Origin of the sequence: Micrococcus sp. UYEF5, assembly GCF_040546065.1 — a bacterium.
Taxonomy (GTDB): Bacteria; Actinomycetota; Actinomycetes; order Actinomycetales; family Micrococcaceae; genus Micrococcus; species Micrococcus luteus.
Window position 1 is genome coordinate 1 of sequence record NZ_JBEPNB010000012.1, and the last position, 14,295, is coordinate 14,295.

Here is a 14,295-nt window from a genome sequence, read left to right on the forward strand (position 1 = left end):
GCTGTTCGTCATGATCTGACCAGTCTCCCTGCCCGCGACCGCGGGCAACAGGACGACTCTCATAACGACTGGACCTACGAAACGGGGTCAGCCCAGCGACACCGCCGAAGAAGACGAGGACAATGAGGATTGGGAGCTAGACGGCCCCGGTCCCTCCTGACCGGAACAGCCGGTGGCCACGAGCAGGAGGGGCAGGAAGAGGAGGAGTCGCTGAGCGCGCATAAGAAAACTCTCCGTGACTGATGTGCGAGCCTCGAACCAAGCGCTCTTGCGGCTGAAATGGGTGCCAGTGAGAGTCTGTCGAGGAAGGGTGAGAAGGCCCTCAACTGCATATTGTGCACAGCAACGCACCCATTGAGCGACACGCCGAGGACATGTGAGAGTCGAGCAGGAATGCTCATGTCGCGTTTCCGCGTCGGAAGGGTGAACGGCCACTTCACCTGCCACAGCCGCACTTCAGAGCCCGCGGCTGGAGGGATACTGCTCGCAGCCCTGCGAAGGGGGTCATCTCGTGATTTCTCGCACCCCCACCCCGGACGATATCGAGTCAGTGCTCGCCGCCGTCGAGACCATCCCGCCAAGCCTGTTCGATCACTACGAGGGATCCCGCGAGAACGAGCCGGTGCGGGGCCATGACCGCCTCCATGCGGCGCAGGATGGTGAGCGGAGGGACGAGCGTGCCGTACTGGTTCGGCTTGAACACGCCCCGGAGCTGATCCGCGATCCCCCACACGAAGTTCGAGAGGTTCTGGCGAGAGGGCATGGTGGCAGAGCCTTTCGGAGCACAGCGATGTGGCAGTCGGCCTCATTCTGGCACTGAAAAGTCGCACGCCTGATGCCTGAGGGCCGGGTTCCGAAGAATTCTTCGGATGAGGAGGCCGGCACCTCTTCGACCGACCCCGGAGGCTCGAATCTGAAGTTCTCTTCGGTTTCCCATGTCGACTCGTCACCGCAGCAGTCGAACGTCACCGATTCCGAAGAATCCTTCGGATTTCAGCTGCTCATCTGCCACGCTGGAGCCGTGGCCACCACACGCGCAGTCTCCTCTGCCGCGGCGCTGATGAAGATCAGCGATCGCGTCCGCGCCATGCGTAAAGAGCTCCTGCTGACCCAGCAGCAGCTCGCAGACCTGGCGGGAGTCTCGGATGCGACCGTCCGCCAGATCGAGCGCGGCACCGGCAAGAGCACCCTGAAGTCAGTGCTCTCCGTCATGGAGGTGCTCGGCCTCGAGCTCGAGGTCACCGGCTGACGACTCCTGCACTCGAAGACCTGAAGCGCGTCACCACCGCGGACGTCTACAAGGGCGGCGACCCAGCGGGGACGGGATCGCCCTTGCGGCTCAGTCCTCCAGGCTCAGCTCCACGTCCCCGACCCACGGCTCCGCGAATCCTTCGTACGTCCCGTCCTTGAGCGCGATGGCCAGCCACTGGTCCACGTAGTGCTTGAACACCTCGTCGCCCTGCGGGAGCATGTACCCCTTCTGGAAGTAGTCGAAGGGCTCGTCCGGGTTCGCGGCGCACAGCTCGGGGTACTAGTGGTCGATGTAGAGCACCTCGGAGCGGTCCGTGGTCATCACGTCCGCCTCGCCGGCCGCGAGAGCGTCGAACACCGTGAGGTTGTCGTGCGTCAGCAGCTCGCCCTGCGGGTAGTGCTCCCGCGCGAACTTCTCGTTGGTGCCGCCTTCCGGGAAGATCGACCGCACACCCGGCTGATTGATCTCCGCCACGGTGTCGTACTTCTCGACGTCCTCGCAGCGGGTGATCGGCGTCTTGCCGTCCTCCTGCGTGGGCACGGTGAAGTACACCTGCTCGGCGCGTTCCGGGTTCAGGGAGATGCCCCCGACGGCGACGTCGCACGCCCCCGACGTGTAGTCGTCCATGAGTGTCTTCCAGCTGGTCTTCACGAACTCCGGCTCCACGCCCATGGTCTCGGCGAGATCCCGGGCCATGTCCACGTCGATGCCCTTCCAGTCGCCGCTCTCGGTCTGCTCGGTGAAGGGCGGATAGTCACCGGTGGAGCAGACGCGCAACGTGCCGGCCTCCTTGATGCGTGTGAGCGCGGAGTCGACGACAGTGGCGGTGGCAGGTTCCGATGAGCTGCCCGCATCCTGCGCCGTGCCGCAGGAGGTGAGGGTGAGCGCCAGGGCGACGCCGAGGGCCGCCGTCGTGAGTCGGTAGTGGGTAGGGCGGAAGGTCATGATCGGCTGGCTCCCTCGACGACGGCATGTGAGTCCCGTCACCGTAGCCCAGCACCACACGCCCCCACCGCCCCGCGTACGACAAATACACAACACTCACCTTGCGTATCTCACTGAGGTGTGCCTTACTGGTTCTCGGACCCCCGCCGGAAGGACCCCCATGGCCCACGCCTCCACGCACCCCGCTCATCCGTTGCCGCCCGTGGCGCCCCGTCGCCTGCTGCTGGCCCAGCGGCTGCTCCGCGGCGAGGGCTCCGTCGAGGTCACGGCCTTCCGCGCCGGCGAGACGCTCACCACGGCCGTCCACGGCGTGAGCGCGGAGGGCCGCCTCGTGGTCGCCCACGTCCCCAACCTCCTCGGTTCGATCGGCGCGTTCCACACGCCCGCGCCGCTCGACGTGCGCGTGGACGTCCTGCGCGACGCCCTGGACCTCACGGTCCCCACCCGCCTGGCATCCGTGCATCTGCTCGGCACCCTGCGCTGGTGCCGGGACTCGGCCGAGGTCGCGGAGCTGGGGTTGCGCGGTCGCGTCGCGGACCTCGTGGCCGACGTCGGCCCGCGGGTGCGCGTGGGCGTCGTCGAGACCCAGCGGATCCTGCTGCACGACGTCAACGGCGTCGCCGTGTTCTGCCGCCACACCCTGCCGCTCACGTCGCGCGGGCTCGTCGACCAGGCCGAGCTCGCAGACCTGGCGGACGACGTGCTGGGCACCGCCCCCGAGGTGCTCGCGGACCTGGCCGACGCCGTCGCCCTGGGCCTGCTGTCGGGCGAGAGCACCCCGTTGCAGGTCGACGCCGAGCCCCTGCCCGAGTCCCCCGCCCACGCCCTCGACGCGGACGAAGCTGGAGTGACCCTGCTGCGCGTCCGCGACGGCGAGGCCACCGCGGTGCACGTGGCCCTGCCCGGTGCGGGCCGGCTCGATCACAGCCCCCGGCACGCCTGGCGTCGACTGCTGGACGCGATCCCGGCGCGGGTCGCCCACCCCTGAGGGGCGGCGTCAGTCGATCGTGTAGGTGGCGCAGGTGGCCACGTCCGTGACCTCGATGCCCTCGGCGGTGCAGGCGAGGTCGGCGTTGTAGGTGCACTCGAGGCGGTGGCACGCACCGACGGTCGAGGCGCCCTCGGTCACCGGGCGGCGGACGTCGAGCTGGACGAAGGTGCCGCAGCCGGGCGTACGGTCGGAGCCGGCGACGGTGATGGCGAGGGCGTTGCAGGACGACTCGGCGTTGAAGGCGCAGGCGCTGGCGGCGCAGGTGCGGACGGCGGTGGTCATGGCGTGATCCTCCCGGTTCGGGCCCGCCCCGGGCCGGGGCGGTGCTGCTGGAATCGAGATTACTCCCGCCCGCGAATAGCACAAGAGGGGCTAGCCTTAGTCGATAGGCGATTAGCGCAAATGTATTTTGCGCATTGTCGCGTGTCGTATGGACCGACGTCGTGCCCGCCGGCCGCCCGGAATCTTCTGCATCTCTGGCCCTTCTGGCGACCACGCGCCCACTCAGAAGGGTCAGAAGCGTCGACGATTCTCCGTCCCCGCCTCCTGAGCAGCCCCGGCAGCTCCACCACCCTGGCCGAGTCCGCCCCGCACTCCTAGCGTGGGGCCATGAGCACCCATCGCCTGTCCTCCACCGCCCTCGGGTTCGCCGCCGGACTGGGCACCGCGGCCGCTGTCACCGCAGCCCGCAAGATCGCCCTCATGGCCGCCGTCGGGAAGGGCCACCCGCTCAAGCACCGACTCCTGGACGCGGCATCCGGCCTGGTCCAGCCGAAGTACCCCATGGGCGCGATGAGCACCTATCTCAACGGACTGCACTTCTACGCCGACGACCTCGGCCGGCAGGTCGAAGCCAGCCACTTCTGCATTCACCTGTGCCACGACCTGCACCAGTGCGTGATCTTCGACCGCAACGCACCGGACGCGCGGCTGATCGGCATCGAGTACATCATCAGCGAGGAGCGGTTCCGCAGCCTCCCCGACGAGGAGCGACGCCTGTGGCACAGCCACCACTACGAGGTGAGCTCCGGCGCCCTCACCGCCCCCGGGGTGCCCGAGCTGGCCGAGCACAGTTACTTCGAAGACCTCATCCACACCTACGGGAAGACGTTCCACACCTGGCAGTACGACCGGGACGACTTCCCGTACGGCATCCCCCAGCTGATGATGGGCCTCACCGGCGACGGCCAGGTGGACGAGGCCCTCCTGCGCGCCCGGGACGAGCGCGTGGGCGTGGACACCACGGCCAAGCGACGCCACCGTGCGGACATCCCGGTCCCGGACGTGGTGCCGGGCGCGAACAGCTGGGAGCGCGGGCGGGTCGTGCAGACCACGCTCGAGGAGCGCCCGGTGCGGGGCCGCGACGACTGAGGGCGGCGTCGCCGGCAGGGCGCCGTTTCCCGAACGAAAGCACGTCCGCCGCACGTGTCGCGACAGCGAGAACGCTGGGCTCAGACCTTGCCCTTGAGCAGTCGGTGCCAGTAGATCCGGGGCTGGCCGAGGCGGTCGAAGGCCGCCGTGCTCTTCCGCGGCTTCGTCAGGTCCACGCCGGGGATCGACCGGTCCTCGGAGCCGTCGCGGACGTGCTCGTCCAGGACCAGCTCGTCCCGGCTGACCATCACGGGGATCACGGTGTAGCCGTCGTACTTCTGGAGCGGCTTCCCCGCGTCCGCGGCCTGGATGTTCTGGGTCAGGATCTTGACCTGCCGGCGCAGGGCTCCGCCGGAGGGCCGTGTGCCCAGGGCGGCGGCGTCGCCCAGCGCCCACACGTGCGGGTGCACGGGATGCCGCAGGGTCGCGGGATCCACGGCCGCCAGGCCGGCCTCGCCGTCGTCCGCCAGGCCTGCCTCGGCGATGAACTCCGGGGCCCGCACCACGGGCGTGATGTACGCGGCCGCGACGTCGGTGATCCGCTCACCGGTGTTGAGCACCACCTCGCGGGCCTCGTGGTCCACGGCGTTCACCTCTGCGCCGGCGTGCACATGGATGCCGTACCTCGCCACGGCCTCGGCCAGAGCGGGGTCGATGGTCTGCCGGTCCAGGATCCGGCCGTACGGGGTCACCAGGTGGACGTCCACGTCCGGCAGGATCCCCGTGCGCTCCCATGCCGCGCAGGCCAGGAACAGCGCCTTGAGCACGGTGCCGCCGCACGAGGAGGGCTCAGCCGGCACATTCGCCACCACACGGTCCCCCGCGGCCACACGCGACAGCAGCGCCCGGGCGGCGTCCACGTGCTCGGGCACGTGCGCACTCGCCGCCCATCCGGCGGCGTAGGCCTCACGCAGCCCGTCGATCGCACCCCACCACGGGGTCAGCCCCGGGCAGAGCACGAGGTGGCGGAAGCCCACGGTCAGCCCGGTGCTCGTCACCGCGGTCCGTTCCTCGGCGTCCACGGCCACGACGTGGTCCGGGATCCATTCGACCCCGTCCGGGATGACGGCCCGCATCGGCCGTTCGAACCGGGCCATGTCCGCCTGCCCGCCCGCCGCGTAGTTCAGCATCGGCCGGTAGCGGTGCAGCTGTTGGCCGTCGGCGATGGCGACCCGACCCTGCCGCTTCCGCCGCAGTGCGGCGGCCAAGGACACGCCGGCGTTGCCGCCGCCGACGATCAGGATGTCGTACTGCTCGGTCACGTGGTCCTCCGTGGGGTGACGGGGTCAAGGAAACGGTACGGCCGCCCCCGCAGACGTGCTCCGCGGCAGACGGGACGTGCCGCCCATCCTCCACTGGTGGCCGGGGCCGGCGCTAGCCCGCGAGGCCCAGCAGCCGCAGCTGGTCGGCGTACTTGCGCATCCCGACCTCCACGGCCTGCGGGTTCTGCGCGTACCAGTCCAGGTGGGTCTGTCGCAGCTGCTCGGCCGGGACGGTCTGTCCGGCCACGGTCCAGTCCTCGGTCGGCTCGGCGTCGAGGTCGAGGGCCTCCACCACGACCGCCTCGAGGGGCGCGCGCACCCCGCCGAGGAGCACGCGGGAGGCGGGCACGGGCTGGACGGCGACGTCGCCCGGCAGGTGCCCGGCCACGCGCTCGGCCACGCGGGTCAGCAGCATGTTGGTCGGGTGGTTCACGGTGTAGAAGCCGACGCCCCGCTCCGCCGCCACCAGATCCGCCATGGACAGCGTCCCCTTCGCCTCCTCCCGCGCCCGCAGCGCCTGCACGGACGCGGCCGCGGCCTCGCGGATCGCCGCCGGCGCCACCTCCCGACGACGGCCCGTCGCCGCCTCGGCCAGCACGCGCAGGTCGTGGTACGGCACGACGGGCGGGTCCTCCCCCGGCCGCTCGGCCGCCCCGGGCGCGAACTTCCAGTTGCGGAGGGTGACCTGCCAGGGAAAGCGCGAGACGTCGTACACCACGGGGATCCGCACCACGGCGGCGTCCTTCGGCAACCGGGCCACGAGCTGGTCCGTGCCGATGGGCATGCCCCGGTAGTCGTGCGGGATCGGCTGGGTGACGAGGGCCTTCACGCGGGGCAGCAGCCGCTCCAGGTGCTCGACCTCGTCCGGCTGGGCCTCGAAGGCGGGCGGCACGCGGACGCTCACCAGGTCCGCCCCGTGCAGCGGTGTGCCGGGCTCCCCGCCGAGCAGCCGCCGGTACGACTCGCCCTGGCAGTTGCCCCACACCAGCAGCAGGTCACCCTCGGGCAGGTCCTCGAGCCCGTAGAAGTGGCCGTAGTGCCGGCGTCGTCCCTCGTCCTCGTGCACGCCTGCGTCCTCTCTCCTCAGCCGTCCTCGCGACGGATCCAGTCGACGCCCGCCGTCCCGAACCACCAGGCCAGGAACGCGGAGAGCGCCGCGAAGTCCAGTTCGTCCAGCTCGCTCATCGGTCCTCCCGTGCTCCGTCCTGTCCGCGATTGTGCCAGCCCCGCGGACACCGGCCCGCTCAGCCCCAGCCGCCCCACCACGCCTCGAGGTCCGGCACGGCGGCCACGGGCGCCCAGCCCAGCCGGGAGGCGGGCACCCGCCACACCCGCGCCGTCCCGCCCCGCCGACGCCGCCACCGCGCCCGGGCGCACGTCAGCACGGCGAGCACGTCGCGCTCGGCCCGCTCGCCCGGCTCGCCCAGCACCTCCACGCGCTCGACGCCGGCCCGTTCCAGGCGCAGCAGCCACGCGGCGACGGCGTCCGCGTCAGGCCGGGCTCCGGCCGCGGCGGGCCGCAGCCGCACGTGCACGTCCACGGACCAGTCGGGCACCGACCGCACGGCGTCGAGGTCGCCGCGCGCCGGCGTCGGCGGCAGGTCCTGGGACGCCGCCGCGCCGCCGTCGGGCTCGCCCAGCAGCCGCACGCGGGGGTCGCCGAGCGCCCGCGCCGCCGCCTCGTCGAGGCCGCCCACGACGCCGACCCGCGCCCCCGGTGCCGCGCGCAGCACGGCGTCCACCGCCACCACGGCCGCCGCCGCGCCGTCCGCGCCCTCCGGCACCCGCACGCGCGCCTCGACCCGCAGCGGGCCGGCCAGGGACAGGCCGTGGCCGCGGGCCGTCGTCGCGGGGATGCGCGAGGCGAGCACGAGCGCCTCGCGGGCCTTCACCCGGGCGGCCTCGGCGGTGTCGCCGCGTCCGCCGAAGTCGGCGCCGGCCTGCCACGCCACGGCGTCCGGCGCGTGGCGCAGGGCCGCCCCCACGCGCCACAGCCGGTGCGCCAGCTCCCAGTCCTCCCCGCCGTAGCCCACGAACGCGGGGTCGAAGCCGCCGGCGTCCTCGTAGACCTCGCGCGCCATCGTGAGCACGGCCGAGATGACGTACCGGTAGCCGGTGGAGTCGGCGCGGCGCAGGTCGTCCGTCGCGCGGTACCCGTCACCCAGCCACGCCGGCTCAGCCAGGCGGGAGCTCTCCGGCACCTCGTCCCCGGGCCGCCAGCCGTCCGCCCAGGCCCGCTCCAGCCAGGCCTCGGCCAGGTGCCGCCGCCGACCCACCACCGCGGCGTCCCGGGGCGCCGTGGCCACCGCCGCCAGCGCCGCGGCGAGGTACCCGGGCTCGGGGAGCATGTCCCCGTCGAGGAAGGCGAGCACGTCGCCGTCGGCCGCCTCCGCCCCGAGCGCCCGGGCCGCCGAGGCGCGGAACCCGCGGTCCGGCTGGCGCACGGTCACCACGTCGAACGGCAGGCCCGGGTCCACCCGGGGCGGGACGGGCGAGCCGTCGTCGGCCACCACGAGCTGCAGCCCGCCGGTCAGGCCGCGCTGGGCCGCGAGCGCGGCCGTGAGCCGGTCGAGGTCCGCCTGGGCCCGGTAGTAGGGCACCACCACGGAGACGGCAGCGCTCACGTCCACCTGTGCACGCGGCGGAGCACGTCGAAGAGCATCCGCGCGCAGTCCTCGGCCCCGGGCGAGAGGTCCACGGCGGGGTCGAGCCACGTGCGCTCGGGGTCCTCGACCGCCTCGGCGATCGCCTCGGCCAGCGCGAAGGCCGGCGACCCGTTCGGGTGCACGAGCCGCAGGGTGCCCGGGCGCAGGCGCTCCATCTCCTCCGTGTAGCGGCCCGCGGAGGCGATCGCCCGCCGCCCCACCGAGGTCCACGCCGCCAGGGACCCGGACGCGGACACGTTGCGGTGCGCCGCGAACGGGATGCCCGCCGAGAGCAGGGCCGCGTCCGCGAACTCGTCCGGCACGAACCCGGTGACGCGGAACTCCAGGCCGCGCGCCTCGGCGTCGCGGGTCAGCTCCGCCACGAGGTCGTCATGCCCGATGCTGACGGGTCCGAGCGCCGTCAGCCGGCGCGGCGCCCCGGAGTCCGGGCCCCACTGGCGGTGCAGCTCGGTGAGGGCCTCCAGGGCGAGGGCGTGCCCCTTGCCCGGGTAGACGAAGCCGAAGAGCACGAGGTCCCGGTCGAGGCCGGCCATGCTCTCCGGCACCACCGGTTCGGCGCGGGCGGCCGCGGCCCGGCGGTCCTGAACGGGCAGCGGGACCACGTCCGCGGCCACGTCCACCAGGTCCGCCAGCAGCGCCCGCTCGTGCTGCGAGGAGACCACGACGCCGTCCACCGCCTGGGCGAGCCGCGCGTATGCCTCGCCGCGGCGGCGGTAGCGGCCGTCGCCCTCGGCGGGCTGCGGGATGTCGTGCAGGGTGAGCGTGGTGCCCTCGGGCAGGACGTCGACGAGCAGGTCCGCAGCGGCGGTCGCGGTGGGGCCGAACAGCGCGTCCGTGACGTCCAGGTGCACGGCGGCGCCCAGCGCGCGCGCCTCCTCCAGCACGGGCACGAGGCCCCGGAACGCCGCGACGTCCTCCGCCGTGAGCAGCTCCACCTCGGCGCCCACCCGACGGAGGGCGGCGGCGGTCTGCCGGCCATGGCGCACCACGCCGTGCTCCGGCGCGCCCACGGTCACGTACAGCACACGCCCCTGCGGCTGCGAGTCCACGTCCACGATCCCCTTCACCTGCGGCGGCGCTCCTCGACGCGGCGGCGCGCCGGAACGGACAGGATGCCGCTGCTCCGATTCTCCGATCCTGCCCTGACAGACTAGATTTCGCGACCCCCGACCCGGGACGGGGACACGCCGCCCGCGCGGCATCGCATCCCCCAGGTCAGGAGGCCCTCCCCCGTGAGCATCACCGTCCAGCACGTGCCCGCGCAGCACCCGTACACCCGCGCGATCCGCCCCCTCGACCCGGGCGCCGCGCCGGACGTGGAGTTCCTGCCGGACCCGCCGGTGCCGGGCGCGCCCGCGCACCAGTGGTGGCCGCCCCGGGCCCTGCACGCGGAGTGGCTGGCCGAGCACCGCCCGGACGTGCTGCACGTGCACTTCGGCTTCGAGCACTTCAGCCCCGCCCAGCTGGCCGCCGCCCTGGACGCGCAGCACGCGCACGGGGGCGCCGTCGTCGTGACCGTGCACGACCTCGAGAACCCGCACCTGACGGACCAGGGCCCCCACCGAGACCGCCTGGCCGTGCTGCTGGGCCGCGCGGACGCCGTGCTCACGCTCACCCCCGGCGCCGCGGCGACCCTCGCCCGCGACTACGGCGTGCGCGCCCTCGTGGTCCCCCACCCGCACATCGTCCCGCTCGAGGACCTCGTGGCGCAGGGCGACGACGACGCCCCCGGCGCGCTGCCCCCCGACGCGTCCGACGACGGCGACGGCGCGGCCGCCCCCGCCCGCCTGCTGGTGCACGCCAAGGACCTGCGCGCCCAGGTGGCCCCGGTGGCGCTGCTGCCGGTGCTCGCCGCCGCCGTCGGGACGCTGGCCGAGCGCGGTGTCGACGCGCGGGTGACCGTGGAGGTCCAGGACACCGTGCAGGACGAGGACGCCCTGGCCGCGCTGCGCGCGGGCTGTGCCCACCACGGCTTCGAGCTGTGGCAGCACGACCGGCTCGACGACCCCGCCCTGCACGCGCTGCTGCGCGACGTGGACGTGTCCGTGCTGCCGTACCGCATCGGCACCCACTCGGGCTGGGTGGAGATGTGCCGGGACCTGGGGGTGCCGGTGGCCGTCGCGGACATCGGGCACATCGCGGACCAGTCCGGCGCCTGGTTGACCCCCGACTCGCTCGCCGCGTTCGACCCGGAGGACCCCGACTCCCTCGCCGACGCGCTCGAGACGCTGGTGCGCGCCCGCGCGCGCACGGCCCCCGCCGACCCGGCCGCCCGGGCCCGGCAGCGTCGTCGCGTGGCCGCCGCCCACGTGGCCGTCTACCGCGAGGCCCTCGCCCGGGCGCGCGGGGCGTTGCCGGGCGTGTCCGTGCTGGTCATCACGGGGCACCGGGACGAGCACCTGGCCCGCGTGATCGCCGGGCTGGAACGCTCCCACCGCCGCCCGGACCAGGTGGTCGTGGTGTTCATGGGCCAGCCGGACGGCCGCGTCCCGGCCACGGACCTGCCCATCACGGTGGGACACGTGTCCGCCGAGGCCGGCCTGCCGCTGGCGCAGGCCCGCAACCGCGCGGCCGAGCTCGCCACCGGCGAGATCCTCGTCTTCCTCGACGTGGACTGCATCCCGGCGGCCGAAACCGTCGGCGTGCTGGCCACCGAGGTCGCGGCCCACCCCGGGTCCGTGGTGATGGGCCGGCCCCGCTACCTGCGGCCGGGCTGGACCCGCGACGTCGGGGAGGCCGATCTGACCTCGCACCGCGCTGACGCCCTGCTGCGCCGCCTCTCCGTGCCCCACCGGGCGCGCGCGCACCTGACCGCCGGCCCTTCGGACGAGTGGCACCTCGTGTGGACGCTGATCCTGGCGTTGCGCCGCGCGGACCTGGCCCGCATCGGCGGTTTCGACGCGGGCTTCACCGGCTACGGCGCCGAGGACACGGACCTGGCCTTCCGCGCCCGCGACGCCGGCCTGACGCTGCGGTTCAGCCCCGCCGAGGCGTTCCACCAGCACCACGGGGTGATGGTCCCGCCGCTGCACCACCTCGAGGACATCCTGGTCAACGCCCGCCGCTTCCGGCAGGTGCACGGCCGATGGGCCATGGAGGGGTGGCTGCGCGCGTTCGCGGACGCGGGGCTGATCGCGTGGGACCCCGAGGGGGAGCGGCTCGCGCTGCTGCGTCACCCCACGGAGGCGGAGCTGACGGCCGCCCGCCGCGACGACGCCGCGTACTGAGGGGCGACGCGCCGGGGGCGATCGGGGCTCAGCCCAGGGCGCCCTCGATCGCCGCCTCCCAGCGCCGCCGGTACTCGTCCGGCGCCACGAGCAGCAGGCCCGCGAGCCGATCGGCGGCGGCCGGGTCCGCGAGGGCGCCGCGCACCGCGCCGGCCCAGTCGGCGTCCGGGTCCTCCCACGCGCACCACGGCACGCCCGCGGCCCGGTGGATCTCGCGGACGAACACGCGCTGCTCGTCGAACGGCCGCGGCTCGGGGGCGAGCACCACGGGGCGGCCGGAGCGGGCGGCGTCCACCACGGCGTTGTGCCCGGCCGAGACCACCACGACGTCGGCGTCCGCGGCCCGGCGGGCCGGCGCCTGGACCCAGCCGTGCAGCGTCACGGTGGCGGGCATCGCCTCCGCCGCGAGCCCGCCCGGCGCCTCCGGCTCGCCCACCCCGGCGATCGGGCCGTACACCTCCCACGTCGCCTCCGGCACGGCGGATGCCGCCCGGGCCAGGTCCGCGGCCCGCACCCCGCCGCCGCCCGTCCCGGCGATCACGGCGACGCGCGGAGCGCCGGCGGACGCCGTCGTCGTGGCGCGGGTGCCGAGCCGGCCGGTGACGTCCGCGACCCCGAGGTAGGCGACCCGGTCCGCGTGGGCGGCGCGCCAGGCGGGGACCTCGAGCTCGGCGGCGTAGTGGGCGAAGAGGCCGTCGGCCTCGGCGTAGACGAGGGCGTGCGCGGGGTCGGTGCGCTCGCCGTGCATGCGGCGGTGCAGCACGGGCCAGCCCGCCAGGCGCAGGAACAGGGCCGCCTCCACGGACACGTCCACCACGCACACGTCCGGGTCCACCCGCCGCGCCGCCGCGTGGAGGGCGTCGAAGCGAGCCCGGATCTCGGTCCCCACCGGGGACCAGTGCAGGGGCGAGCGCGCCGGCTGCTCGTGGCCGGGCACGAGGTCCGAAGGCAGCGGGATGACGGGGACGTCCGCGGGCAGCAGTGCGGCCGCCCGGGGGTGGGCGGTCACGACCGTCACGTCGAACGCCCCGGTCGACGCCAGGCCGGCGGCGTGCCGCAGGTGCCCCGCCCCGTGCTGGTGGGCGTAGTAGAGGACCCGCCTGCGGGCCGGAGCCATCAGAGGGACTCCAGGTCCGCCGCATCGGCGGACGGGCGCGGGACCCCCTGCGGGTCGAACCCATACGCGTCCTCGGCGGCGGCGAGGTCACGGGCGTCCTCGGCGGCCTGCTCGAGCAGGTCCACGTAGCCCTCCACCATGGTCTCCGCGCTGAACCGGCAGGCCCACGCACGCACGCGTCCCCGGTCCTTGCGGCGGGCGTGACGGATCGAGACCGCGAGCTCCTGCGCCGTGTGGTGCACGGCCAGCGCGCCGGCCTGCGGGGCGACGATCTCCCCCATCGCGCCGCTGAGCAGCGCGGCCACCGGCACGCCGAGCGCCATGGCCTCGACCACGGCGAGCCCGAACGGCTCGGCCCACAGGGGGGTGGCCAGGAAGACCTCGCCCGTGGCGAGCATGTGCGGCAGCGCGTGGTGGTCGAGGTGGCCGTGGTAGACGGTGTCCGGGCCGAGCCGCGGCACGACCTCGCGGGCGTGGTACTCCTCGTCCGAGATCGGCCCGGCGAAGTGCAGCTCCATGCCCGCGATCCGGGCGGCGTCGATCGCCACGTGCAGGCCCTTCTCCGCCGTGATCCGGCCCGACCACACGGCGCGGCCGCGCACGGGGACGGCGTCGGAGACCCACTGGTGCAGCTCGATCCCGTTGGGCACCACATCCACCCGCGGCAGCCGATGCTGCCAGGCCAGCGCGTTCGACGCGGACACCGAGGCCCACCGGTGGTGCTCGGGAGCCGTCCAGCCCGGGGCGTCGACGACAGCCAGCACCTCCGCCAGCGTGGCCGGCGTGTGCAGGACGGTGACCACGGGGCGGGCGCGCAGCAGCTCGAGCGGCGCCGGGGAGAGGGAGTTGTTCAGGACGGCGTCGGAGTCGTCATCGAGGATCAACGCGCAGGCCCGGCGGGCGGCCTCCTCGCGCACGCGGGCGCCCGCGCGGCCCGGGCCGGCGCCCTCGGCGGGCAGCACGGCGACGACGTCGCCCGGCACCCGGGTGCCCTCCCGCGCGTAGACGGTGACGTCGTGGCCCCGGCGCACGAGGTGCTCCACGGTCATGGCCGTGTGCATCTCCAGCCCGCCCTCGTAGGGCGAACGAATGGGGTGGAGCATGTGGGTGAGCACGCTGATGCGCATCGGCGTCCCCTTCCCGGCCCGGGCCGGGCCGAACGGCCCCGTGCGGGGCGGCAGAAGCGCGACTGACCTGCGGTGACACGACCGCATCACGTCCGCGCTGACGTACCCCGGCACTGTAGACACCCGGGGGGTCCCCCCGGAAGCGCCGGCCCCCCTCCCGGGGGTGAGGGCAGGGCAGGCGCACACGCCCCCGTCACGAGAAAGTCCCGGCCCGCGACCTCGAGGATCGCGGACCGGGACGGTCCGTGGAGCTAAGGGGAATTGAACCCCTGACCTTTTCATTGCGAACGAAACGCTCTACCAACTGAGCTATAGCCCCAGGTCATGCCCTCCCGCA

At 73.9% G+C, this 14,295-nt stretch carries 14 protein-coding genes and 1 tRNA gene; 4 read left to right on the top strand and 11 right to left on the bottom strand.

What is annotated here, in order from left to right; translation table 11 throughout:
- Positions 1-547: 547 nt before the first annotated feature.
- Positions 548-763 carry a type I restriction-modification system subunit M N-terminal domain-containing protein gene (locus ABIB16_RS10250; RefSeq protein WP_069942031.1) on the bottom strand — a complete coding sequence of 72 codons (216 nt, stop codon included), beginning with the start codon at positions 761-763 and terminating at the stop codon, positions 548-550.
- 258 nt (positions 764-1,021) lie between these two features.
- On the opposite strand from ABIB16_RS10250, the gene ABIB16_RS10255 reads away from it, so the two are divergent.
- Positions 1,022-1,249, top strand: coding sequence for a helix-turn-helix domain-containing protein (locus tag ABIB16_RS10255; RefSeq protein WP_223247472.1), 228 nt, complete (start codon positions 1,022-1,024; stop codon positions 1,247-1,249).
- Between the two features lie 90 nt (positions 1,250-1,339).
- Here the strand turns inward: ABIB16_RS10255 and ABIB16_RS10260 are convergent, their stop codons facing one another.
- Positions 1,340-1,471, bottom strand: a complete 132-nt coding sequence (locus ABIB16_RS10260; protein WP_271437946.1) for a hypothetical protein — start codon at positions 1,469-1,471, stop codon at positions 1,340-1,342.
- A 60-nt stretch (positions 1,472-1,531) separates the two neighbouring features.
- Entirely contained in the window at positions 1,532-2,197 is a 666-nt protein-coding gene (locus tag ABIB16_RS10265; protein ID WP_271437947.1) for a transporter substrate-binding domain-containing protein, read from the bottom strand.
- Between the two features lie 160 nt (positions 2,198-2,357).
- On the opposite strand from ABIB16_RS10265, the gene ABIB16_RS10270 reads away from it, so the two are divergent.
- Positions 2,358-3,185: a hypothetical protein gene (locus ABIB16_RS10270; RefSeq protein WP_095694981.1), complete on the top strand. Its 828-nt coding sequence runs from the start codon at positions 2,358-2,360 to the stop codon at positions 3,183-3,185.
- A gap of 9 nt (positions 3,186-3,194) precedes the next feature.
- On the opposite strand, the gene ABIB16_RS10275 is transcribed toward ABIB16_RS10270, so the two are convergent.
- Complete coding sequence (locus tag ABIB16_RS10275; protein WP_041102637.1) at positions 3,195-3,470, bottom strand: DUF1540 domain-containing protein; 276 nt, start codon at positions 3,468-3,470, stop codon at positions 3,195-3,197.
- 327 nt (positions 3,471-3,797) lie between these two features.
- Here ABIB16_RS10275 and ABIB16_RS10280 point away from each other — a divergent pair, with 327 nt between their 5' ends.
- Positions 3,798-4,559 (top strand): OBAP family protein, encoded by a 762-nt coding sequence (locus ABIB16_RS10280; RefSeq protein ID WP_354403207.1) that lies wholly within the window; start codon positions 3,798-3,800, stop codon positions 4,557-4,559.
- Positions 4,560-4,639: 80 nt separating this feature from the next.
- Here the strand turns inward: ABIB16_RS10280 and ABIB16_RS10285 are convergent, their stop codons facing one another.
- The 4 genes from ABIB16_RS10285 to ABIB16_RS10300 form a co-directional block, all read right to left on the bottom strand.
- Entirely contained in the window at positions 4,640-5,821 is a 1,182-nt protein-coding gene (locus tag ABIB16_RS10285) for an NAD(P)/FAD-dependent oxidoreductase (protein ID WP_078026234.1), read from the bottom strand.
- 112 nt (positions 5,822-5,933) lie between these two features.
- A complete protein-coding gene (locus ABIB16_RS10290; RefSeq protein ID WP_119217778.1) occupies positions 5,934-6,887 on the bottom strand; it encodes a WcbI family polysaccharide biosynthesis putative acetyltransferase in 954 nt (317 codons plus the stop codon).
- A gap of 178 nt (positions 6,888-7,065) precedes the next feature.
- Positions 7,066-8,445 (bottom strand): glycosyltransferase, encoded by a 1,380-nt coding sequence (locus tag ABIB16_RS10295; protein ID WP_354403208.1) that lies wholly within the window; start codon positions 8,443-8,445, stop codon positions 7,066-7,068.
- Positions 8,442-9,554 carry a glycosyltransferase family protein gene (locus tag ABIB16_RS10300; protein WP_134377398.1) on the bottom strand — a complete coding sequence of 371 codons (1,113 nt, stop codon included), beginning with the start codon at positions 9,552-9,554 and terminating at the stop codon, positions 8,442-8,444. Before ABIB16_RS10300 ends, ABIB16_RS10295 begins: the two co-directional genes overlap by 4 nt.
- A gap of 165 nt (positions 9,555-9,719) precedes the next feature.
- Here ABIB16_RS10300 and ABIB16_RS10305 point away from each other — a divergent pair, with 165 nt between their 5' ends.
- The gene (locus ABIB16_RS10305) at positions 9,720-11,714 is read left to right on the top strand and encodes a glycosyltransferase (protein ID WP_144819540.1); all 1,995 of its coding nucleotides are present in this window, start codon (positions 9,720-9,722) and stop codon (positions 11,712-11,714) included.
- A 28-nt stretch (positions 11,715-11,742) separates the two neighbouring features.
- On the opposite strand, the gene ABIB16_RS10310 is transcribed toward ABIB16_RS10305, so the two are convergent.
- From ABIB16_RS10310 to ABIB16_RS10320, 3 genes are all read right to left on the bottom strand, one after another.
- A complete protein-coding gene (locus ABIB16_RS10310) occupies positions 11,743-12,831 on the bottom strand; it encodes a glycosyl transferase (RefSeq protein WP_144825178.1) in 1,089 nt (362 codons plus the stop codon).
- Entirely contained in the window at positions 12,831-13,958 is a 1,128-nt protein-coding gene (locus tag ABIB16_RS10315; RefSeq protein WP_144825177.1) for a glycosyltransferase, read from the bottom strand. Before ABIB16_RS10315 ends, ABIB16_RS10310 begins: the two co-directional genes overlap by 1 nt.
- Before the next feature lie 246 nt (positions 13,959-14,204).
- A tRNA-Ala gene (locus ABIB16_RS10320) sits at positions 14,205-14,277 on the bottom strand.
- Between the last annotated feature and the right edge of the window lie 18 nt (positions 14,278-14,295).

Bases quoted from the DNA above. Each gene is read 5' to 3' on its own strand.
- ABIB16_RS10250 (WP_069942031.1), bottom strand. From the start codon at position 763: ATGCCCTCTCGCCAGAACCTCTCGAACTTCGTGTGGGGGATCGCGGAT.
- ABIB16_RS10260 (WP_271437946.1), bottom strand. From the start codon at position 1,471: ATGCTCCCGCAGGGCGACGAGGTGTTCAAGCACTACGTGGACCAGTGG.
- ABIB16_RS10265 (WP_271437947.1), bottom strand. From the start codon at position 2,197: ATGACCTTCCGCCCTACCCACTACCGACTCACGACGGCGGCCCTCGGC.
- ABIB16_RS10270 (WP_095694981.1), top strand. From the start codon at position 2,358: ATGGCCCACGCCTCCACGCACCCCGCTCATCCGTTGCCGCCCGTGGCG.
- ABIB16_RS10275 (WP_041102637.1), bottom strand. From the start codon at position 3,470: ATGACCACCGCCGTCCGCACCTGCGCCGCCAGCGCCTGCGCCTTCAAC.
- ABIB16_RS10280 (WP_354403207.1), top strand. From the start codon at position 3,798: ATGAGCACCCATCGCCTGTCCTCCACCGCCCTCGGGTTCGCCGCCGGA.
- ABIB16_RS10310 (WP_144825178.1), bottom strand. From the start codon at position 12,831: ATGGCTCCGGCCCGCAGGCGGGTCCTCTACTACGCCCACCAGCACGGG.
- ABIB16_RS10315 (WP_144825177.1), bottom strand. From the start codon at position 13,958: ATGCGCATCAGCGTGCTCACCCACATGCTCCACCCCATTCGTTCGCCC.